Here is a 19,437-nt window from a genome sequence, read left to right on the forward strand (position 1 = left end):
CCTACTGCTCGTAGGTTGACGTTAGGTGACGAGCCCGGGCCAGTGCGTCGGCCGCTCGTCGACGAACTGCCTCTCCGAGCGCGGCCGGGCTCTCGACCTGCGCGTCTCCGCCGAGGCCGAGGATCAGCCGGACCATCCAGGACTCGTCGGCGTAACGCATCCGGATGCGCAGCCGCCCGCCGTCGAGCTCGTCGAGTTCCTCGCAGGGGTAGTACTCGGCTACCCAGCGTGTGTCGGGATCGAGGACGAGGACGGCTTCCTGCTGGTCGGGACGCGGCCGGAAAACACCATCGGAAATGTCAGTGGGCTGGGCGTGTGCCGGCGGGACGGCGGGTTCGTCGAGCACGGTGAGCTCGTCGATGCGGTCGAGCCGGAACAGCCGGACACCCTCCGCGCGGCGGCACCACGCTTCGAGGTAGCCGACCGCCTGGACGATGAGCAGCCGCATGGGATCGACGGTGCGTTCGGTGATCTCGTCCTTCGACGCGGTGTAGTACCGGATCCGCAAAGCGCGCTTCGCGGTGAGAGCGGACCGGACGGCTTCGCGCGTCCCCGCGGTCTTCCTGCCCTCGCGCACTCCCCCGCCGACGACGATCCCCGACGGCTGCGCCTGCCCCGCGGCGACCTCGATCTTCGCGATGGCGCGGCGGACCGCGTCGGCGTCGACCACACCGGGTGTCTCGGCCAGGGCTCGCAGCGCGACGAGCATGGCCGTCGCCTCGCCGCCGGTGAGCCGCAGCGGACGGTTCATCCCGGCGTCGTGCGTGACGACGATCGTGTCGCCCTCGAAGGAGAGGTCGATCAGGTCACCGGGCCCGTAGCCGGGCAGCCCGCACATCCACAGCAGTTCGAGGTCCTTGCGGAGCTGCTTGGGCGTGACGTCGAAGTCGTGAGCGGCGTCGTCGATCTTGATGCCGGGCCGGGCGAGGAGATAAGGCACGAGGGCGAGCAGGCGCGGCATCCGTCCGGTGGTGCTCATCGGGCACCACCGGCGTGCGCGATGGCTTCGAGACGGCTGAAGACCGACTTCGCGAGGACCTCGGGTTCGAGGACGAGGACGTCCGGGCCGTGGGCGGTGAGCCAGTCCGCGGCGGATTCCGGGTAGTACAGCTCGATTTCCACGAGGTCGCCTTCTTCTCCCCCGGCGTCGCTGCGGCCGACCACCCGGCCGCGGCGGCGGACCCCGGCGGCCCGGCCGTCGGCGACCCAGACACTGGCGATGGTCGGCGCGGACGGGTCCTCGCCGCTGCTGGCGGAGACCATCTTCAGCAGGTTGACCCCTTCCGGGCGTTCGACGACGCCGGTTTCCCCGAAGGCGTCGACCTTCCCGGTCACGCGCGAGAGGCGGAAGCAACGGGACGCGCCACGGTCCCTGTCGTGCCCGACGACGTACCAGCGGCCCTTCCACGACACCACACCCCACGGTTCGAGGGTGCGGATCTTGCGCTCGGCCGAACCACTGCGGCGGTACTCGAAACGCACCGCCTGTCCGGCTTGGACGGCGGCCAGCAGCGGGCCGAACGCCGGCTCGGCCCGGACGCGGGGTTCGACGACGGTCGGGGCGTGGTCGTCGACCTCGACGCCGGCCGCGCGGAGTTTCACCAGCGCGCCTTGGGCCTCACCGGTCAGTTCCGGGGAATCCCAGAGCCGGACGGCGAGTCCGACCGCGGTCGCTTCGTCGGGCGCGAGGTCGATCTCGCCGAGTTCGTAGTCGCGGCGCGCGATGCGGTAGCCGTCAATGGCGTCGAACGCCGAGTTGCGGCCGGTCTCCAGCGGGATGCCGAGCTCGCGCAGTTCGGTCTTGTCGCGCTCGAACATGCGGAAGTACGCCTCGTCGCTGGCCGCGTCGGCGTACCCGGGCACGATGCCCCGGATCCGCTCGGCGGTGAGGTACTGCCGGGTGGACAGGAGGGCCAGAACCAGGTTGACCAGACGTTCGGCGCGTGCGGTGGACACCCGGCTACCCTAGCCCGCGCCGTCCGACCCGATGGTGACAGCCGCCGATCGCGCGTCGTAACGGTCCCTGGCGGTCTCCACCTCGTCGAACCGGGTCTCCGCCCAGTCCTTGATCCCGGCCAGCAGCTGCCGGAGACTCCGGCCAAGCTCGGTCAGTTCGTAGTCCACGCGCACCGGCACGCACGCGGTGACGGTGCGAGTCAGCAGGCCGTCCCGCTCCAGGGTCCGCAGGGTCTGCGTGAGCATCTTCTGGCTGACACCGGCGATCCGGCGGGAGAGATCGCTGTAGCGCTGTGGCCCGTCGCCGAGCGCCACGAGGACGAGACTGACCCATTTGCCCGAGACCTCGTCGAGCAGCTTCCGGGCGGGGCAGGCCGCGAGATAGGCGTCGTAAGCCCGTTTCTCCTCGTCCCGCCGTTCCTGTGCCGTGCGCGTGACCACGGTGCGCGTACCTCCGCGTGGGTTGGGCACCTCGAGGTGCGTACTTCCCGATGGAGAGTAACTCCCCATACGTTCGCGGGGAACGATCCCTGGAGGAGAAACGATGCGTGCAGTGGTGGTCCGCCGGTTCGGCGGACCGGAAGTCCTGGAGTTCGCCGAAGTCCCGGTGCCGTCACCGGGCCCGGGCCAGGTGCGTGTGAAGGTGGCCGCGGCCGGGGTCAACCCGGTCGACGCCGGGACCCGATCGGGGTTCCTGACCGAGGCGGGGATCGTCCCGCCGCGTGAGGTGCTCGGGATCGGCTGGGACGTGGCGGGGACGGTCGACGCCGTGGGCGACGGCGTCTCCGGATTCGCCGTCGGAGACAGCGTGATCGGCCTGCAGGACCGGCCGTCGGCGGCGCTCGGCACGTACGCCGAGTTCGTCGTCCTCGACGTGGGCGCGCTCGCCGCCGCACCGCGGACGGCGTCTCCCGCGGAGGCCGCGACCCTGCCGTTGAACGGGCTCACCGCGGTCCAGGCGCTCGATCTTCTCGACCTCCCGCCGGGAGCGACGGTCCTGGTGACCGGTGCGGCGGGGGCCGTCGGCGGCTATGCGGTCACCTTGGCCAAGGCACGCGGTTTCCGGGTGGTCGCGGTCGCCGGTCCCGCCGACGAGACGCTGGTCCGCAAGTTCGGCGCGGAGATTTTCGTGCCCCGCGGGGATTTCCTCGCGGAACGGGTGCGGGCGGTGATCCCCGGCGGTGTCGACGCGGTCCTCGACACCGCCCTCCTCGGACTCGAAGCGCTGGACGCCGTGACGAACGGTGGCCGGTTCGTGGTGTTCGCGGCCGGAGCGGCCCCGGTCCCCTTGCGCGGCATCAAGGTCGAGCACGTCTGGATCCGTGCCGACGGCGCCGCGCTCGCCGGACTGGCGGCCATGGTCGACGACGGCACGCTCGCTCTGAGGGTCGCGGACACCTTGCCGCTGACCGAGGCGGTGAAGGCCCACGAACGCCTCGCGGCGGGCGGTCTGCGCGGACGACTCGTGCTCATAAGTTGACGCTTAATTAAGCCCATGGTTATCTTCACAATATGGACAACGACGAGATCCGGCTCGAACTCCGGCGTGAGTACCCGGACGCGATCGAAGACGTGTGGTCGGCACTCACCGAATCAGACCGCACGGCCCGCTGGATCGGAACCTGGACGGGCGAGCCCGGGGTCGGCAACACGATCATGCTGACGATGACGGCCGAGGAGGGTTCCGAACCGGGGCCGGCCGTCATCCGCGAATGCGATCCGCCGAAGCGCCTGGCCATGGATCTGCACAACACCGACGAGCCCACTTGGCGGGTGGAGCTGACCCTGACCCCGCACGGCGACGGGACGGTGCTCGACTTCGTGCACCGGATGCCCCGGCCCGACTGGGACACCTCGGACATCCTCAAGGGCTGGCATTTCTACCTCGACCGGCTCGGCGCCGCGCTCGTCGGCGAACCGGTGCCGGAGTGGGACACCTACACGCCGCCTAGTTTGGAGGCATGAACGATCGAGTACTGCTGATCACCGGCGCCTCCCGCGGTCTCGGCGAAGCCACCGCACGCCGGGCCGCGGCGGCCGGGTTCCGCCTCGCGCTACTCGCCCGCGACCGCGAGGCGCTGCTCCCGCTCGTCGCGGAGTTCGGCGAGGATCGCGCTCTGGCGCTCGCGGCCGATGTCACCGATTGGGCTTCGCTGTCATCGGCGGTCGAAACGGTGAAGGAGACCTTCGGTGGGTTGGACGCGGTGTTCGCCAACGCGGGGCAGAGCGTCGTCGTCTCGTTCTTCGGCGACGGCGGCGCGGACCCGGAACAGTGGCGGGACATGGTGCTGACGAACGTCTACGGCACCGCCCTCACCGCGCGGGCGACCCTGCCGTCGCTCGCGGAATCGAAGGGACACCTCGTGCTCACCGGTTCGGTCGCCGGGCGCTACCACCGCCCGGGGAACCTCTACTCGGCGACGAAATGGGCGGTGACCGGGCTCGCCGGCTCCATCCGCGAGGAGGCCGTCGGCACCGGCGTCCGGGTCACGGTCGTGCAGCCGGGCCTGGTCGACACCTCGATGATCCCCGAGGACTCGAAGTCCAAGCCGAAACTGGAACCCGACGACGTCGCGAGGGCGGTGCTCTACGCGCTGGAGCAGCCGCCCTCGGTCGACGTCAACGAAATCGTGGTCCGCCCGACGGGCCAGGTCCGCTAGCGCGGCAGCAGGGCTTCGGCCAGCCGCCGCCAGTGCGGCATGGCCGACTCGCCGGGCTCGACACCGATCACCTGGATGCCCACATGGTCGGCGCCGGCGTCGAGATGCCCGTGCAGTTTCGCGACGATGGTGTCGAGGTCGCCCCAGAACACGAGATCGTCGACGAGCCGGTCGCTGCCGCGGCCGCCGTCGATGTCGGCTTCGGTGTAGCCGAGCCGGCGGTACTTGGCGACGTTGTACTCCGACGTCAGGTACACGTGCAGGTGTTCGCGGGCGATCTCGCGCGCCTTGCCCGGGTCGGTTTCGAACAGCACGGCGTGCTCGACGCCGAGGAAGGCCTTCTCCCCCAGCACTTCCCTCGCCTGGGCGGTGTGCGGCACCGTCACGTGATAGGTGTGCGCACCCTCGGACCGGTCGCGGGCCAGGCCGAGCATCTTCGGCCCGTACGCCGCGAGCAGCCGCTGGATCGGCGCGGCGGGCAACGGGTTCGAGCTGGTGACGGTGTCGAGTTCGTCGAGGTATCCGCTCATCGCGTCGAGCGGCTTGACTCCGGACTGTGCTCCACCGAAACCGAGCCCCAGGACGTGCCTGCCCGGATACGCGTCGGCGAGCAGGAGCGCCGCGCCATGGGTCCAGCGCGCGCCGCGGGAGCCGATGCGCGCGATCCCGTTGACCACGGCCATGCGCTCGGTGGACGCGAGCAGGAAGCCGGCGTGGGTCAGTGCTTCGCGCCCGTCCCGTTCCGGGATCCAGATCGCGGGCCAGCCGAGTTCTTCCAGTTCCCGCACGGAATCCCGCAGCATGCTCGCGGGCTGATCCTCGAAGTCGAACGTCCAGATCCCGAAACGCCCCAGTTCCATCTGTCTCTCCTCAGGTCGAGTCCAACATATCGAAGTATCGCAGATCCTCGATATGTTATTCCCGGGCGAGCTCAGATGGAGCGTCCCAGCAGGTCGACGAGCTGCGCGATGCGCCGCTCGTCGCGACGGTAGTGGGTCCACTTCCCCACCCGCGTGGACTCGACGAGCCCGGCGCGCTGCAGCAACGCCATGTACGCGGACACCGTGGACTGCGCGAGCCCCAGCTTGGCCTGGAGATGGCTGACGCAGACGCCGACCTCGTTCTGGTCGGCGATCGCCTTCTCCGGCGGGAAATGCCGGTCCGGCTCGCGCAGCCACCCGAGCACCTGGAGCCGGATCGGGTTGGCGAGCGCCTTCAACACCTCGACCAGATGATCGGTGGTCTCCGGGACTGGTTCGGCTTCTGCGGTCATAGTCCTTCGAGCTTAGGCCGTGCCGAGCCGAGCGGCCCGTCCCTTCGCCCCGCTCGCCCAGCAGGCGCCGCGAGCGCAGTCGACGGAGTCCAGCGATCCGGTGTCGAACGACTTCCAGTGCCGCCCGCCGTCCGGGCTCACGTCGCTCCCGCCCGGACCGACGGCGAGCACCGTGTTCCCCAACCAGGCCAAGCCCGAGCGATAGCCGACCGGCGCCTCGGGCGGCGTCCGCCAGGTGCGGCCCTTGTCCGCGCTGAGCGCGACCGCCGGACCGGGTGCGTTCGGCGCCGCGTAGTCGCCACCGATCGCCACGCCGTGCCGCGGATCCCGGAAAGTCACCGAAAAGACGCCGGCGGAGGCGCCACTGGGCAACGAGGTGTCGGCCGCCTCCCAGGTCCTCCCGCCGTCGCCGGAGTGCAGGACCCGGGCGCGGGCACCGCCGCCGGTGGCGATCCAGGCGTCACGCGGCCCCGACGTCGTGAGGCACTGGCCGCTCGCGGCGAAACCGAACTCGCCGTCCAGCGCGGGGACCATCCCCTCGGCGGGCACGGGCTTCCAGGTGCGGCCGCCGTCCGAAGTGGACTGCAACCGGAACTTGCCGTCCACCGGATCGCTCATCGCGAGGCCGCGCCGGTGGTCGAAGAACGCGAGACAGTCGTAGAAGGCGGCCGGATCGGTGTTCTGGAAGGACAGTCGCCAGCTCGCGCCGCCGTCGTCGGTGCGGTAGATCCGGGACGCGTCGCCGGGCCCGATCGACAGGGCGACCGCGTGCTCGGCGTCGAAGGCCTCGATGTCGCGGAAGTCGAGCGCCTCGGTCCCGGCCGGGGCGCTCGCCTTCCAGGTGCGGCCGCGGTCGGTGGTGCGCAGGATGGTGCCCCTGCTGCCGCTGACCCACGCCGTACGGGAATCGACCGCGGAGAGACCGCGAAGCTGAGCGTCCGTGCCTGTCGGGGTCTCCACCCACGCGGGATCGGGACACTCCGGCGCGGCGTGCGCGACGCCGGTGAACGCCAGCGGGACGACCGCTCCCAGCACGACCAGCAACGCACGGCGCATCGGCGCACCTCTCCCTCGAAGATCCGTGAAGGCCACCTTAGAGCGCACAACGCCCTCCAAGATGGCCTTCACGGAGTAATTCAGAGCGAGGAGATGAGCCTCTCGACACGTTCGTCCACCGAGCGGAACGGGTCCTTGCACAGCACGGTCCGCTGCGCCTGGTCGTTCAGCTTGAGGTGCACCCAGTCCACGGTGAAGTCACGCCCGGCGGCCTGCGCGGCGGCGATGAAGTCACCGCGCAGCTTCGCCCGCGTGGTCTGCGGCGGGGTGTCCTTGGCCAGTTCGATCTCGCCGTCGTCGGTGACCCGCCGCACGAGTCCCTTCCGCTGCAGCAGGTCGAAGATGCCGCGGCCACGCCGGATGTCGTGGTAGGCCAGATCGAGCTGGGCGATCCGCGGGCTCGACAGGTCGAGGTCGTGCTTGTTGCGGTAGCGCTCGACCAGCCGGTGCTTGATCGCCCAGTCGATCTCGGTGTCGATCTTGCTGAAGTCCTGCTGCTCGACCGCCTCCAGCGCCCGGCCCCACAGCTCGACCACGCGCTCGGACTGCGGCGACGAACCCGTCTCCTTGACGTGCTGGACGGCGCGGGCGTGGTACTCGCGCTGGATGTCCAGGGCCGACGCCTCGCGACCGCCGGCGAGCCGCACCTGGCGGCGGCCGGTGAGGTCGTGGCTGATCTCGCGGATGGCCCTTATGGGGTTGTCCAGCGTGAAGTCACGGAACTGGACACCGGCCTCGATCATCTCCAGCACCAGATTCGCCGAGCCCACCTTGAGCATCGTGGTCGGCTCGGCCATGTTCGAGTCGCCGACGATCACGTGCAGGCGCCGGTAGCGCTCGGCGTCGGCGTGCGGCTCGTCGCGGGTGTTGATGATCGGCCGCGAACGCGTGGTGGCGCTGGAGACGCCTTCCCAGATGTGTTCCGCACGCTGGGACAGGCAGTACACCGCGCCGCGCGGCGTCTGCAGCACCTTGCCCGCGCCGCAGATCAGCTGCCGGGTCACCAGGAACGGCAGCAGCACGTCGGCGATCCGGGAGAACTCCCCGGCACGGGTCACCAGGTAGTTCTCGTGGCAACCGTAGGAGTTGCCCGCCGAGTCGGTGTTGTTCTTGAACAGGAAGATGTCGCCGCCGATACCCTCGTCCGCCAGCCGCCGCTCGGCGTCGACCAGGAGATCCTCGAGGATGCGCTCACCGGCCTTGTCGTGCGTGACGAGCTGGACGAGGTCGTCGCATTCGGCCGTCGCGTACTCGGGGTGGGAGCCCACGTCGAGGTAGAGCCGCGAGCCGTTCGACAGGAAGACGTTCGACGAACGCCCCCAGGACACGACACGCCGAAACAGGTAACGCGCCACCTCGTCCGGGGAGAGCCTGCGCTGCCCGTGAAAGGTGCACGTGACCCCGTACTCGGTCTCGATGCCAAAGATCCGCCGCTGCATCCCACCAGAGTAGGCGGTGAGGACCCACTCAAGGTGCGCCGTTCGGGCGGCGACACGCGGTCGGTACGTTGCATTCGGTGAAAGGTGTGCGGGAAGTCCCGATCGGGTATCACGCGCATGACGTCCCGGTCCGGAAGTGGGGAACCCGTGTTAAAGCAGCTCAAACGCCCTTTCCGCAAGGTCGGACGGACCGATCGACGGCTGATGGCACGCAGTGCGGCCCTGCCGAGGACCAGGGCCGACGACGTGATCACCTCACTCTCCAAAAGTGCGGACAAGTCCAAGCTCTGGTGGTGTGTCGCGATCGCTCTCGCGGCGAAGAAGGGCCCGACGCGCCGGGGCGCGCTCCGCGGCGTGGCCGCCATCGCCGGGGCGAGCGCGGCGGCGAACCTGATCGGCAAGCCGCTGTTCCCGCGCCGCCGCCCCGCGGCCGAGGAGGTGCCGATGCACCGGCGCCTCGTCCGGCGGCCGACCTCGTCGTCGTTCCCGTCCGGCCACTCGGCGTCGGCGGCCGCCTTCGTCACCGCTGTCGCGATGGAATCACCCAAGGCGGGCGCCGCGCTGGTGCCGCTGGCCGCCGCGGTCGCCTATTCCCGGGTCCACACGGGCGTCCACTGGCCCAGTGACGTCGGGGTGGGGATCGGCATCGGCGTCGGCGCGGGCCTGCTGACGCGGCACTGGTGGCCGCTGAACGACGACGTCCCCGGCCGCACCGCGCACACCGCCGAGGCGCCCGAGATGCGTGACGGCGAGGACATGCTCGTCCTGGTCAACCCGCATTCGGGGATCGACGGCCAGGACCCGACCGAGGAAGCCCGCTTCGCCTGGCCCAAGGCCACCATCCTGTACCCGGACGCGAAACGGGACCTGCGCGACCAGCTCTGCGACGAGATCGCCGCCCGCGACAACACCGTGCGCGCGCTCGGCGTCGCCGGTGGCGACGGGACGGTCGCCGCGGTGGCCTCGGTCGCGGCCGACCACGACCTGCCGCTCGCGCTCATCCCGGCGGGCACCCTGAACCATTTCGCCCGCGACGTCGGCATGCGTTCGATGCCCGACGCGGACGCCGCGACGGAAGCCGGCAACGCCGTCGGAGTCGACCTCGGCGAGGTCGAGATCAACCACGACGACGACCACCGCTATTTCGTCAACACCGCCAGCCTCGGCGGCTACCCGGAAATGGTCCGGATCCGGGAAAAGCTCCAGAAGCGGCATCCGAAGTGGCCGTCCGCGGCGATCGCGCTCGCCCGCACCCTCCGGCGCGCCAAACCGCTGGAAGTGACCCTCAACGGCAAGCACACCAGCATCTGGCTGCTCTTCGTCGGCAACGGAACCTACTCGCCGAAGGGGTTCGCGCCCTCACGCCGCCCTGCCCTCGACACCGGCCTGCTCGACGTGCGCTACCTGCGCGCCGACGTGCCGTATTCGCGGGCGCGGTTCATCCTCGCCACGATCACGAACAGCCTCAACGCCAGCCACGTCTACCAGGAGCTCGACGTCCCGGAGCTGCACGTCCGGCTGCTCAACGGCAACCGCCGGGTCGCCACCGACGGCGAGGTCGGCCCGCTGGGCAACGACTTCCGCTTCCGGTCGCGGCCCAGCGCGCTCACCATCTACCGGCTCTAGCTGCCGAGCAGGGCGGTGCCCAAGGGAGTCAGCGCGTGGAGCACGGCGTTGCGGTCCCGCTCGGTGGTGATCAGCCCGGCGCGCCGCAACACGGCGGCGTGCTTGCTGGCGGCCGACGGCGTCACGCCCAGCCGGGCGGCCAGCTCCGACGTGCTGCAGCCGACCGCCAGGACCGCCAGCGTCGCCGCCCGGGTCGGGCCGAGGAGGTCCGCGAGGGCGGTTTCCGGCGATCTCCGCACGTCACGGCCGTATCCGGTCGACGGGGCCGCCTGCCGCACCGACGGGTAGAGCAGCCGGACCGGTGATCGTCCCGCCGCCGGGACGATCACCGGGCACACCGCGAAGTACGTCGGCGAGACGATCAGCCCGGCCCCGTCCGCGCCGCAGGAACCGACGATGCCGTCGCCGACTTCCAGCATCGGCGAGGACCAGCGCACGAGCGGCCGCAGGCTCGTGAGCATCGCGTCCACCCCGTCGTGCAGGAGCAACTGCGCCCGCATCCCGCGGTCCGCGTCGACCTGCGCCCGAGCCGACTCCCAGCCCGGCGCCAGCGACAGCTCGAAGTAGTCCTGCATCGCCTGCACGAGCCTCGGCAGCCCGGCCGTGTCCCCGTCCGGCAATCCCGCCGCCCACGACGGCAGCTCCCGGTTCACCGGGAGATCCCGCAACGCCGATTTCAACCCCACCGGGTCGGTGCGGGCCACTTCCGCCAGCCCCGCCTCCAAACCACTTTCGTCCACGCCCGGCACGAGGAACGACGGGATCGGCGCATACGGGCGGCACAACCACAGCAGCACCGAAGCCGACTCCGCCAAGCCGAGCCGAACCCGGTGCCGCCACCGATTGAACAACGCCGAGCCCGCGTCGCGCCGTTGCAGGATCTGCAGACTCGAAACCAGCTCGGCCAAGGGATCGGCTTCGGGCGCGAGCCGAACGCGCGTCAGGTCCTGCAACGTCAGCTCGATGCGCACGGATGTCCTCGCCTTGATCGGAGTCGTCGCCGTGTGATCGCGAGCCAGGCCATTCCGTTACATCGCTGAACAGCCTTATTGCCGCCATCGGAAATCTCCTCGACGACCGTGGTTCAGACCTGAATGATGTTCGGAGAAGGCCCGCTTCTCGGGGGTTTACGCGGCGCCTTCCACGAGGGGGATTCACCGGCTTGGCCTGCGGGCCGCGTTTCGTCGCGGCCTGTCGTCTTCTGCCGTTCCCCTTCAGCTCACTGGGAGAAAACGCTTTCCACAAAGGGGAAAGAAAATGACGAAAATGAAGCGTCTGGCGGGAATCATCGCCGCCGCCGCGGGTGTCCTGACCCTGGTCACCGCCCCGGCCGCGACCGCGGCCCCGAAGCCCACCGGCGACGGGTTCAACACGGTCACCGTGCACGGCATCAAGCTCATCCCGGTGAAGCGCACCCCGACCGGTGCGCGCACGCAGGCCGCGGGTGTCGCCGACGCGGACATGTACCTCATCCCGTCCGGGCTCAACCCGAACAAGTGCTGGGACGCCGACCTGAACACCATCAACCGCAACGGCACCAAGATGCAGCTCTGGGACTGCAACCTGGACGCGGACCACCAGGCGTTCTACATCACCGACAACCCCGAGGGCTACTCCCGCTTCCAGAACGTGGCCAGCGGCCGCTACCTGGACGCGGACCTCAACAGCATCAACCGCAACGGCACCGTCGTCCAGCTCTGGGACTTCATCGCCGGCGCCAAGAACCAGTGGTGGGGCGGCACCGTCAACCCCGAGGGTTACGTGCGCTTCCAGAGCCCGGCCAGCGGCCGCTACCTGACCGCGGAGGGCAACTCGTCCACCAACGGCACGCGGCTCCAGCTGTGGAGCTTCATCGCCGGCAGCCGCAGCCAGTGGTGGGGCGACACCCCCGCCTGATGTCGGCTGACTGATCCGTGAAGGCCTCCTTCCCTACTCTCAAGGTAGGGAAGGAGGCCTTCACGGCTTTCTGGCGTCCACGTCGCTCAAGTGATCCTTGAGTCGGTCCCCGGCGGCGAGGGCGGTTTGTCACGGAAGTCGTGAGTGGCATTTCGGGTTCTAACCCGAACCGCCGCTCCCATAGCCGACCGGGGGCGAAGGCTCCTTTCGCCGCATCAGACTCGGTGAAGGGAGCCTTCAGCCCACACCTCTCCGCTAGTGCCTACCCGCGCAGGCCCAGTGGCTACTGGTGGGACCACCGCGTCCGTGAAGGCCTCCTTAAGGGACTCTGGGTCCCTCAAGGAGGCCTTCACGGCATTCCATTGTGTACGGTGCCGAAAGCGAAGGGCCCCTTCCCAACGCGGGAAAGGGGCCCTTCACGTACAGAGGCTCAGTCCTTCTTGGACTCACCGTCGGGCTTGTCGCCTTCGGCTTCGTCCTTCTTCGGCTCTTCCGGCTCGGCGGGCAGCAGCGCCTCCAGCGCCGCACCGGCGACCCGGCGGAACTTGCGGCCCCGCCGCTCCCGCTCCAGCACGGCGACCTCGAGCTTCACCGGGTCCGAATCGCCGTTCGAGGGCGTGGGGGTGTTGTCGCGCAACGCCTTCACCGCGACACCGAGCGCCGCACCCAGCTCCATGTCCGGCTCGAAGCTCTCCTTGAGCTTCGTGGTGAGCGTGTCGGCCTGACCGCCCATCACGACGAATTTCGGCTCGTCGAAGATCGAGCCGTCGTAGGTCAGCCGGTACAGCTGGTCTTCGGCGGCGGTGTCGCCGACCTCGGCGACACAGACCTCGACCTCGAACGGCTTCAGCTGCTCGGTGAAGATGCTGCCCAGCGTCGCGGCGTAGGCGTTCGCCAGCGCACGCGCGCTGACGTCCCGCCGGTCGTACTGGTAGCCCTTCAGGTCCGCGTGCCGGATGCCGGCGACACGGAGGTTCTCGAACTCGCTGTAGCGGCCCACGGCCGCGAAACCGATCCGGTCGTAGATCTCCGACACCTTGTGCAACGTCGCCGAGGGGTTCTCGGCCACGAACAGCACGCCACCGCGGTACTTGAGCACGACCACGCTCCGGCCACGCGCGATGCCCTTGCGCGCGATCTCGGAACGCTCCCGCATCAACTGCTCGGGAGAGGCGTACAACGGCATCGTCACTGTGGTGCTCCGCTCTTTCGGGCTCTCATCGGGAAGGGACAGGGGAAAGACGGCTAGCGACCGCGCTCGGCTCGTCCGGCCACGACCGCCTCGGCCACCGCCGTCGTCTGCTCGGGCGGCAACGCCACCGCACCCTGCTCCGCGGTGACCGTCACGATCGTCGGGAAGATCCGGCGCACCAGATCCGGCCCACCGGTCGCGGTGTCGTCGTCCGCCGCGTCGTACAACGCCTCGACCGCCGTCCGGATCGCGCCTTCGGCGTCCGCGTCGGGGTCGTACAGCTTCTTCAGCGAACCCTTGGCGAACAGCGAACCCGAACCGATGGCGTGGTAGCCGGCGTTCTCCTCGTAGCGCCCGCCCGTGGCGTCGTACGAGACGATGCGGCCCGCGTGCTTCGCGTCCTCGGCGTCGAGGTCGTACCCGACGAACAACGGCAGCACGGCCAGCCCGGCCATCGCCATCTCGAGGTTGGACTTCACCAGCCCCGCGAGCTTGTTCGTCTTGCCGTCGAGCGAGAGCGAAACACCCTCGATCTTCTCGTAGTGCGCCAGTTCGACCGCGTACAGCCGCACCATCTCGATCGCCAGCCCGGCCGAGCCCGCGATGCCCACCGCCGAGTACTCGTCGGTGACGTGGACCTTCTCCATGTCGCGTGAGGCGATCAGGTTGCCCGACGTCGCCCGCCGGTCACCGGCGATCAGCACCCCGCCCGCGAACTTGACCGCGACGATCGTCGTGCCGTGCGGCGCGTCCAGCCCGCCCGCGCCCGTCGCGACCCGCCGCTCCGGGAGCAGCTCGGGCGCCTGCGCCCGAAGGAAGTCCGAGAACGACGAGGTCGCCGACGAGAAGTACGCGGCGGGCAGCGCCGACTTACCCGAGGTGTGTTCCATACGTGCTCAAAGTTCCAATCTGTGTGATCCGCAGGCTCCGCACAGGCGGCCCCGGGCAGGGGCCGCCGGGAAACGAGCTACTCGCCGCCCTTTTGCACGTACGCGCGGACGAAGTCCTCGGCGTTCTCTTCGAGCACGTCGTCGATCTCGTCGAGGATCGTGTCGACGTCCTCACCGAGCTTCTCGCGCCGCTCCTGGCCCGCCGGACCGCCGCCCTCGAACTCCTCGTCCGAGTCGCCTCCGCCGTGCTTTTCGATCTTTTCCTGAGCCATCTCGCCTCCCGGTGTGGCCGATGTTTCCTAGCCTACCCAGCGGTCCCGACATTCCGTGGGATCCGTGATCGCTTAACCCCGATGAAAGGAAATCCCGCTAGTCCGAACCGGTGAGCGCCTCCACCAGCTCCTCGGCGGTCGCGGAGTCGTCCAGCAACTTCCCCACGTGGGCCTTCGTGCCCCGCAACGGCTCCAACGTCGGGATCCGCACCAGCGATTCCCTGCCGACGTCGAAGATGACCGAATCCCACGACGCCGCGGCGATGGAGTTGGCGTACTTCTCCAGCGTGCGGCCCCGGAAATAGGCCCTGGTGTCCGAAGGCGGGGTCGTGACCGCCTCCAGCACCTCCTCCTCGGTCACCAGGCGCTTCATCGAACCCCTGGTGACGAGCCTGTTGTACAGGCCCTTGTCCAGCCGGACATCCGAGTACTGCAGGTCGACCAGCCGCAACCGCGGCGCACCCCAGGCCAGCTGGTCCCGCGCGCGGTAGCCCTCGAGCAACCGCAGCTTCGCCGGCCAGTCCAGCCTGTCCGCGCATTCCTGGGGGTCCCGCGCCAGCGCGTCGAGGATCTCGCCCCAGACCCGCAGGACCTCCTTGGAGGCCTCGTCCGCGCCGGTACGCTCCAGGTTCGCCGACGCGATCTCGTGGTAGGCGAACTGGAGGTCCAGCCCGGTGTACTTGCGCCCGTTGGCCAGCGACACCTTCGCCTTCAGCGTGGGGTCGTGGCTGATCTGGTGCACGGCGCGCACCGGCTCGTCCAGTTTCAGGTCGTCGAACCGGATGCCCGCCTCGATCAGGTCCAGCACCAGCGCCGTCGTGCCGACCTTGAGATACGTCGAGTACTCGGCCAGGTTCGCGTCGCCGATGATGACGTGGAGTCGGCGGTACTTGTCCGCGTCGGCGTGCGGCTCGTCGCGGGTGTTGATGATGCCGCGTTTGAGCGTCGTCTCCAGGCCGACCTCGACCTCGATGTAGTCGGACCGCTGCGAGAGCTGGAAGCCCGCTTCCTCGCTCTGCTGCCCGACGCCGACCCGGCCGGAACCCGTGATCACCTGACGGGAGACGAAGAACGGCGTCAGTCCCCCGATCACCGCGGTGAACGGGGTCGACCGCTGCATCAGGTAGTTCTCGTGCGTGCCGTAGCTCGCGCCCTTGCCGTCGACGTTGTTCTTGTACAGCTGCAGCGGGGGCTGCCCGGGGACGGTGGCCGCCTTGCGCGCCGCCTCCTCCATGACCCGTTCGCCCGCCTTGTCCCAGATGACGGCGTCGCGCGCGTTCGTCACCTCGGGCGCCGAATACTCCGGGTGAGCGTGGTCGACGTACAACCGCGCCCCGTTGGTCAGGATCACGTTCGCCGCGCCGAGGTCCTCGACGTCCGGGTCGTGCCCTGGGCCGCTCGGGCCGGTCAGGTCGAACCCGCGGGCATCGCGCAGGGGTGATTCCACCTCGTAGTCCCAGCGTGCCCGCCTCGCCCGCGGGATGTCCGCCGCGGCCGCGTAGGCCAGCACGACCTGGGTCGAGGTGAGTACCGGGTTCGCCGTCGCGTCGCCCGGCACCGCGATGCCGTACTCGACTTCGGTTCCCATGATCCGCCGCATACCCACCACCCTACGGGGTCGGAGGCGTGCGACGATGCCCCCCATGTCAGGCAGTGACGAACTCGTTGCGCTCTATGACCTCGACGGAACCGCGGTGGGAGCGGCCACGCGCGCCCGGGTCCGCGCCGAAGGGCTCTGGCACGCGGCGGGCGTGGTATTGGTCCGTTCGAGTGACGGAGAGCGTGTCTACGTGCATCTCCGCACGGCCACCAAGGACGTCTATCCCTCCACATGGGACTGCTGGGCGGGCGGCATCGTCGCCGCGGGCGAGACCCCGGAGGAATGCGCACGCCGGGAACTGGCCGAAGAACTGGGTGTTCACGGAGTGGAACTGCGCCCGCTCTTCGTCCACGTCACCGACGACGACACGATCCGTGCCCACAATTTCGCCTTCGAAACGCGCTGGGACGGCCCTTTCGTCCATCAGCCGTCCGAAGTGGTCGAAGGACGCTGGCTGACGCTGAGTGAGTTGCGTTCGTGGCTCGAGGATCCGGAGAGCCGGTTCATCCCCGATGGGCGTCTCGGCGCCTTGGAGTGGTTCCGGCGGGAAGATGCGCGCTAGGCCGAACGGAGGCGCTGCGCGACGATCGGCAGCAACCGCTTCGCCGCGTCCGTCGCCCGCGCTTCGGTCCCGGCGGTCACGCTGAGGGCGGAGACGAGCTTCCCCTTGGCGAGCAACACGGTGCACGTCGTGTCCTCGCACCACGCGCGCTGCACCTGGATGCCGGTCTGCTTCGGCAGGGTGAGTTTCCTGCCTTCGCAGTCCGCCTGGGTGACGACGTCCGAAGCGTCACGATCGGTGTACTCGGTGACCTGATGTTCGAGCGTCGAGCCGCTCGGGTACGACCACGACGCCGAACGGCTCGTGCCGCGGGTGAGACCGGTCAGACAGCCGGACACCTTGCTCTCGCCGGGAACGACCTCTTCCTCGGCGACGTCCTCGTCGGTCAGCAACGCGGCGGAGACGGCCGCGGGAACGGGAGCCTGGGTCGTCGGCGGCGGAACCGGGTTCGCCTGCGGCTTGACCGAAGGCTGTGCGGGCTCCACCGTGGGCGTCGGTGTCGGGTCGTCGTAGTAGGTGTCGAGATCGTTGGGACGGTCGGCGCAGCCCGACAAACCGAACAGCGCGACCGTCGCCACCGCGAGCACCTGCCGATGACGCACTCTCGAGTCCTCCCCGATGTCCCGCCTGACGTTTGCCGCGAGACTAGTCCAGCCCTTCACTGCCACCCGAGGCAGGACCTGTGCCGCCAGTAGGCGGACGGCTCCTCGGCGAGCGTCGCGAGTTCCGCGAGCTCGTCGGCGGTCGGCTTTACCTTGGCGGCAACGAGATTCTCCCGCAGCTGCCCCGTACTCGACGGGCCGATGACCGCGACCGGCCGCCAATCCTGTGCCAGCACAGCCGCGATGGCCACCGCGTCCGGCCCGACCCCGTGCTCCCGCGCGATCCGCGCGAGCGACGACGGCGGCTCGACCACGAGGCGTCCGTTCGCGACGGTTTCCTTGACCAGCACCCGTTTCCCGGCGGCGTGCGCTTCCGCGAGCGCCGGGCCGACGGAAGGTTCGAGCAGGTTCCACGTCGACTGCACGGCGCTGAAGACCGGGATCCCCGCCACCTCCAGCTCGAACGCCCGGCGCACCGCGTCCGCCTGGGCGGGCCCGGACGTGGAGAAACCCACCGGGACACCGCCGGCGGCGAGTTCGGCGAGCGCGCCGATCAGCCGGTCGTCGGTGAACAGCGGACTGTCCACAGTGAGCGAGTGGACCTGGTAGAGCGAGACCGCCTTCCCCAGCAGGTCAACGGTTTCCGCCCACTGCCCGGCGAACCGCGCCGCGGTGTGCTCCTTGACCTCGTGCACCGGCGCGTCGAGCTTCCACTCCCCCACGTAGCGGTAGCCCCATTTGCTCGACACCGTCACGTCCGCGTGGCCGCGGTCGGCGAGCCAGCCGGCCAGGAACTCCTCCGAAGAACCATACGAACGGGCGACGTCGATCCAGCGGACGCCCGCGCGGTACGCGTCGTCCAGCACGTCGTAGGTGGCCGCACGCATCGCTTCGAACTCACGCCCCGGCGGCAGCGCCTCGGTCCGGCCGAGGTTGATGTACGCGGGCCTGCCGAGTGCCGCCAGCCCGACGGCGATCCGGTCGCCGACGGGGATTTCCGTGTCCGTCACAGGGCTCCTTCGTTCTTGTGGCGGAGGATCGCGAGCCACTGGCTCGAATTCTGCGCCTGCCGGTGGAGCTTTTCGAGGCGGGCCGCCGGGGCCCGAACGTAACCCTTGCCGAACACCGGCGCGATCTGACGGAGGCTGGCGCCCTCCTCCCTCGCGGCGAGCAACGCCCAGTCGGAGGCGTCGGCGCACGCCGCGGAAGCCCTGCGTAACTCGCCCAGCAGCTCGATCAGTTCGGGCGCGCTCACCTCGCCCGCCCGGACGGCGGCGGCCGTCGTTTCCAGCCAGGCCAGGACATCGGCTTCGGTGATCGGCGCGCGCGGGCGCCCGGAGGATTCGCTCACAGCCCGAAAGTATAGGTCGTTATACGGCGGGTTCGGCCGAGCGCCACGCGGGAGGCGTCGACCACATCGTCCGAAAACCGCTGGAGCGCAAGAGGGATGCCGGGATTCACTGAGCGCGGACTTGTGGAATCAGGAGAAGGACAATTGGGACGTTTCAGTATCGCGATCCGGTTCGCGGCGCTCGCGATCGTGTGGGGTGCGAGTTTTCTGTTCATCAAGGTCGGCCTCACCGGCCTGTCGCCCGCTCAGGTGGCGCTCTCCCGCGTCTGCCTCGGCGCGGTGGCGCTGATAGCCATCGCCGCGTGGCGTCGTAAGCCACTCCCCCGCGATCCGGCGCTCTGGGGCCACCTCGCGGTCGTCTCCGTGCTGCTGTGCGTCATCCCGTTCCTGTTGTTCTCCTGGGCCGAGCAGTACATCTCCTCCGGGCTCGCCAGCATCTTCAACGCGACGACACCGCTGATCACCATGCTCATCGCCGCCGCGGCCCTGCCGTCGGAACGGTTCACGAAGGCCCGCACGACCGGGCTGATCCTCGGCTTCCTGGGAGTGCTCACCATCGTCGGGGTCTGGCAAGGGATCGACGTCTCCCACGAGCTGACCGCGCAGCTGGCCTGCCTCGGCGCGACGACCTGCTACGGGATCTCGTTCGTCTACGTGCGACGGTTCATCTCCTGGCGGAACCTCGACGCGCCGACCATTGCGCTCGGGCAGGTCAGCTGCGGCGCCGTCGTGATGCTGGTGCTGGCGCCGTTCATCGCGACGACGCCCGTGCGCCTCGACACGCCGATCGTGCTCAGCATGATCGCGCTCGGCGCGCTCGGCACCGGGCTGGCCTACGCCTGGAACGCGTCGATCATCGCGGCATGGGGCGCGTCGAACGCCTCGGCAGTGACCTACCTCACACCCGTAGTGGGTGTGCTGCTCGGCGTCCTCGTGCTCGACGAACCCCTGGCGTGGAACCAGCCCGTCGGCGCACTGCTCGTCGTTCTGGGAATCCTGGCCGCACACGGGCGGCTGAGCCCGCGCAAGAAAGCCGAAGAAGCCGTAGCCGTGTGACGCGAA

At 69.5% G+C, this 19,437-nt stretch carries 22 protein-coding genes; 7 read left to right on the top strand and 15 right to left on the bottom strand.

The genetic code is table 11. The features are described 5' to 3' along the window. Position 1 precedes the first annotated feature (1 nt). Genes DMC61_RS30950 through DMC61_RS30960 form a run of 3 tightly spaced genes read right to left on the bottom strand, consistent with a single transcriptional unit; the run spans position 2 to position 2,397 of the window. On the bottom strand, positions 2 to 979 hold the full coding sequence (locus tag DMC61_RS30950; RefSeq protein WP_016334182.1) for a YafY family protein: 978 nt from the start codon (positions 977 to 979) through the stop codon (positions 2 to 4). Then, complete coding sequence (locus DMC61_RS30955; protein ID WP_016334181.1) at positions 976 to 1,956, bottom strand: YafY family protein; 981 nt, start codon at positions 1,954 to 1,956, stop codon at positions 976 to 978. The genes DMC61_RS30950 and DMC61_RS30955 overlap by 4 nt, the downstream gene beginning before the upstream one ends. 9 nt (positions 1,957 to 1,965) lie before the next feature. Next, positions 1,966 to 2,397, bottom strand: coding sequence for a helix-turn-helix domain-containing protein (locus tag DMC61_RS30960; RefSeq protein ID WP_016334180.1), 432 nt, complete (start codon positions 2,395 to 2,397; stop codon positions 1,966 to 1,968). A 103-nt stretch (positions 2,398 to 2,500) separates the two neighbouring features. Here DMC61_RS30960 and DMC61_RS30965 point away from each other — a divergent pair, with 103 nt between their 5' ends. The 3 genes from DMC61_RS30965 to DMC61_RS30975 are packed head-to-tail and all read left to right on the top strand — an operon-like array spanning position 2,501 to position 4,616. Then, positions 2,501 to 3,436, top strand: a complete 936-nt coding sequence (locus tag DMC61_RS30965) for an NADP-dependent oxidoreductase (RefSeq protein ID WP_125693601.1) — start codon at positions 2,501 to 2,503, stop codon at positions 3,434 to 3,436. Positions 3,437 to 3,468: 32 nt separating this feature from the next. Next, positions 3,469 to 3,921 carry an SRPBCC family protein gene (locus DMC61_RS30970; protein WP_016334178.1) on the top strand — a complete coding sequence of 151 codons (453 nt, stop codon included), beginning with the start codon at positions 3,469 to 3,471 and terminating at the stop codon, positions 3,919 to 3,921. Continuing rightward, positions 3,918 to 4,616, top strand: coding sequence for an SDR family oxidoreductase (locus DMC61_RS30975; RefSeq protein WP_125693603.1), 699 nt, complete (start codon positions 3,918 to 3,920; stop codon positions 4,614 to 4,616). Before DMC61_RS30970 ends, DMC61_RS30975 begins: the two co-directional genes overlap by 4 nt. On the opposite strand, the gene DMC61_RS30980 is transcribed toward DMC61_RS30975, so the two are convergent. From DMC61_RS30980 to pafA, 4 genes are all read right to left on the bottom strand, one after another. Continuing rightward, positions 4,613 to 5,476 (bottom strand): TIGR03620 family F420-dependent LLM class oxidoreductase, encoded by an 864-nt coding sequence (locus DMC61_RS30980; protein WP_125693605.1) that lies wholly within the window; start codon positions 5,474 to 5,476, stop codon positions 4,613 to 4,615. The genes DMC61_RS30975 and DMC61_RS30980 overlap by 4 nt on opposite strands. Positions 5,477 to 5,547: 71 nt before the next feature. After that, positions 5,548 to 5,889: a helix-turn-helix transcriptional regulator gene (locus DMC61_RS30985; protein WP_016334175.1), complete on the bottom strand. Its 342-nt coding sequence runs from the start codon at positions 5,887 to 5,889 to the stop codon at positions 5,548 to 5,550. 12 nt (positions 5,890 to 5,901) lie between these two features. Beyond that, a complete protein-coding gene (locus DMC61_RS30990) occupies positions 5,902 to 6,945 on the bottom strand; it encodes an oxidoreductase (protein ID WP_125693606.1) in 1,044 nt (347 codons plus the stop codon). 80 nt (positions 6,946 to 7,025) lie between these two features. After that, complete coding sequence (pafA, locus tag DMC61_RS30995) at positions 7,026 to 8,384, bottom strand: Pup--protein ligase (RefSeq protein WP_016334169.1); 1,359 nt, start codon at positions 8,382 to 8,384, stop codon at positions 7,026 to 7,028. Between the two features lie 147 nt (positions 8,385 to 8,531). Between pafA and DMC61_RS31000 the strand changes: the two genes are divergently transcribed. Continuing rightward, complete coding sequence (locus DMC61_RS31000) at positions 8,532 to 10,010, top strand: bifunctional phosphatase PAP2/diacylglycerol kinase family protein (protein ID WP_125693607.1); 1,479 nt, start codon at positions 8,532 to 8,534, stop codon at positions 10,008 to 10,010. On the opposite strand, the gene DMC61_RS31005 is transcribed toward DMC61_RS31000, so the two are convergent. After that, positions 10,007 to 10,981, bottom strand: coding sequence for a helix-turn-helix transcriptional regulator (locus tag DMC61_RS31005; RefSeq protein WP_125693608.1), 975 nt, complete (start codon positions 10,979 to 10,981; stop codon positions 10,007 to 10,009). The genes DMC61_RS31000 and DMC61_RS31005 overlap by 4 nt on opposite strands. A gap of 286 nt (positions 10,982 to 11,267) precedes the next feature. On the opposite strand from DMC61_RS31005, the gene DMC61_RS31010 reads away from it, so the two are divergent. Continuing rightward, the gene (locus tag DMC61_RS31010) at positions 11,268 to 11,906 is read left to right on the top strand and encodes an RICIN domain-containing protein (protein ID WP_125693609.1); all 639 of its coding nucleotides are present in this window, start codon (positions 11,268 to 11,270) and stop codon (positions 11,904 to 11,906) included. Between the two features lie 430 nt (positions 11,907 to 12,336). On the opposite strand, the gene prcA is transcribed toward DMC61_RS31010, so the two are convergent. From prcA to dop, 4 genes are all read right to left on the bottom strand, one after another. After that, on the bottom strand, positions 12,337 to 13,098 hold the full coding sequence (prcA, locus tag DMC61_RS31015; protein ID WP_125693610.1) for a proteasome subunit alpha: 762 nt from the start codon (positions 13,096 to 13,098) through the stop codon (positions 12,337 to 12,339). A gap of 53 nt (positions 13,099 to 13,151) precedes the next feature. After that, complete coding sequence (gene prcB, locus DMC61_RS31020) at positions 13,152 to 13,988, bottom strand: proteasome subunit beta (protein ID WP_016334164.1); 837 nt, start codon at positions 13,986 to 13,988, stop codon at positions 13,152 to 13,154. A 77-nt stretch (positions 13,989 to 14,065) separates the two neighbouring features. Then, positions 14,066 to 14,260, bottom strand: coding sequence for a ubiquitin-like protein Pup (locus DMC61_RS31025; protein WP_005150863.1), 195 nt, complete (start codon positions 14,258 to 14,260; stop codon positions 14,066 to 14,068). A 97-nt stretch (positions 14,261 to 14,357) separates the two neighbouring features. Beyond that, positions 14,358 to 15,860, bottom strand: a complete 1,503-nt coding sequence (dop, locus tag DMC61_RS31030; protein WP_016334163.1) for a depupylase/deamidase Dop — start codon at positions 15,858 to 15,860, stop codon at positions 14,358 to 14,360. A gap of 43 nt (positions 15,861 to 15,903) precedes the next feature. Here dop and DMC61_RS31035 point away from each other — a divergent pair, with 43 nt between their 5' ends. Continuing rightward, positions 15,904 to 16,422, top strand: a complete 519-nt coding sequence (locus DMC61_RS31035) for an NUDIX hydrolase (RefSeq protein ID WP_063272939.1) — start codon at positions 15,904 to 15,906, stop codon at positions 16,420 to 16,422. Here DMC61_RS31035 and DMC61_RS31040 read toward each other — a convergent pair. The 3 genes from DMC61_RS31040 to DMC61_RS31050 are packed head-to-tail and all read right to left on the bottom strand — an operon-like array spanning position 16,419 to position 18,375. After that, positions 16,419 to 17,024, bottom strand: coding sequence for a hypothetical protein (locus DMC61_RS31040; protein ID WP_125693611.1), 606 nt, complete (start codon positions 17,022 to 17,024; stop codon positions 16,419 to 16,421). The genes DMC61_RS31035 and DMC61_RS31040 overlap by 4 nt on opposite strands. A gap of 56 nt (positions 17,025 to 17,080) precedes the next feature. Beyond that, positions 17,081 to 18,034, bottom strand: coding sequence for an aldo/keto reductase (locus DMC61_RS31045; protein ID WP_125693613.1), 954 nt, complete (start codon positions 18,032 to 18,034; stop codon positions 17,081 to 17,083). After that, a complete protein-coding gene (locus DMC61_RS31050) occupies positions 18,031 to 18,375 on the bottom strand; it encodes a hypothetical protein (RefSeq protein WP_063272094.1) in 345 nt (114 codons plus the stop codon). Before DMC61_RS31050 ends, DMC61_RS31045 begins: the two co-directional genes overlap by 4 nt. 144 nt (positions 18,376 to 18,519) lie before the next feature. Between DMC61_RS31050 and DMC61_RS31055 the strand changes: the two genes are divergently transcribed. Then, on the top strand, positions 18,520 to 19,431 hold the full coding sequence (locus tag DMC61_RS31055) for a DMT family transporter (RefSeq protein WP_125693615.1): 912 nt from the start codon (positions 18,520 to 18,522) through the stop codon (positions 19,429 to 19,431). The last annotated feature ends 6 nt before the right edge of the window (positions 19,432 to 19,437 follow it).

It is taken from the genome of Amycolatopsis sp. WAC 04169 (genome assembly GCF_003947535.1).
In the GTDB taxonomy this organism is placed as follows: Bacteria; Actinomycetota; Actinomycetes; order Mycobacteriales; family Pseudonocardiaceae; genus Amycolatopsis; species Amycolatopsis keratiniphila.

What these genes read in the sequence shown, in the direction of transcription:
- DMC61_RS30950 (WP_016334182.1), bottom strand. Translation starts at nt 979, where the DNA reads ATGAGCACCACCGGACGGATGCCGCGCCTGCTCGCCCTCGTGCCTTAT.
- DMC61_RS30965 (WP_125693601.1), top strand. Translation starts at nt 2,501, where the DNA reads ATGCGTGCAGTGGTGGTCCGCCGGTTCGGCGGACCGGAAGTCCTGGAG.
- DMC61_RS30970 (WP_016334178.1), top strand. Translation starts at nt 3,469, where the DNA reads ATGGACAACGACGAGATCCGGCTCGAACTCCGGCGTGAGTACCCGGAC.
- DMC61_RS30975 (WP_125693603.1), top strand. Translation starts at nt 3,918, where the DNA reads ATGAACGATCGAGTACTGCTGATCACCGGCGCCTCCCGCGGTCTCGGC.
- DMC61_RS30980 (WP_125693605.1), bottom strand. Translation starts at nt 5,476, where the DNA reads ATGGAACTGGGGCGTTTCGGGATCTGGACGTTCGACTTCGAGGATCAG.
- DMC61_RS30985 (WP_016334175.1), bottom strand. Translation starts at nt 5,889, where the DNA reads ATGACCGCAGAAGCCGAACCAGTCCCGGAGACCACCGATCATCTGGTC.
- DMC61_RS30990 (WP_125693606.1), bottom strand. Translation starts at nt 6,945, where the DNA reads ATGCGCCGTGCGTTGCTGGTCGTGCTGGGAGCGGTCGTCCCGCTGGCG.
- pafA (WP_016334169.1), bottom strand. Translation starts at nt 8,384, where the DNA reads ATGCAGCGGCGGATCTTTGGCATCGAGACCGAGTACGGGGTCACGTGC.
- DMC61_RS31010 (WP_125693609.1), top strand. Translation starts at nt 11,268, where the DNA reads ATGACGAAAATGAAGCGTCTGGCGGGAATCATCGCCGCCGCCGCGGGT.
- prcB (WP_016334164.1), bottom strand. Translation starts at nt 13,988, where the DNA reads ATGGAACACACCTCGGGTAAGTCGGCGCTGCCCGCCGCGTACTTCTCG.
- DMC61_RS31025 (WP_005150863.1), bottom strand. Translation starts at nt 14,260, where the DNA reads ATGGCTCAGGAAAAGATCGAAAAGCACGGCGGAGGCGACTCGGACGAG.
- dop (WP_016334163.1), bottom strand. Translation starts at nt 15,860, where the DNA reads ATGCGGCGGATCATGGGAACCGAAGTCGAGTACGGCATCGCGGTGCCG.
- DMC61_RS31035 (WP_063272939.1), top strand. Translation starts at nt 15,904, where the DNA reads ATGTCAGGCAGTGACGAACTCGTTGCGCTCTATGACCTCGACGGAACC.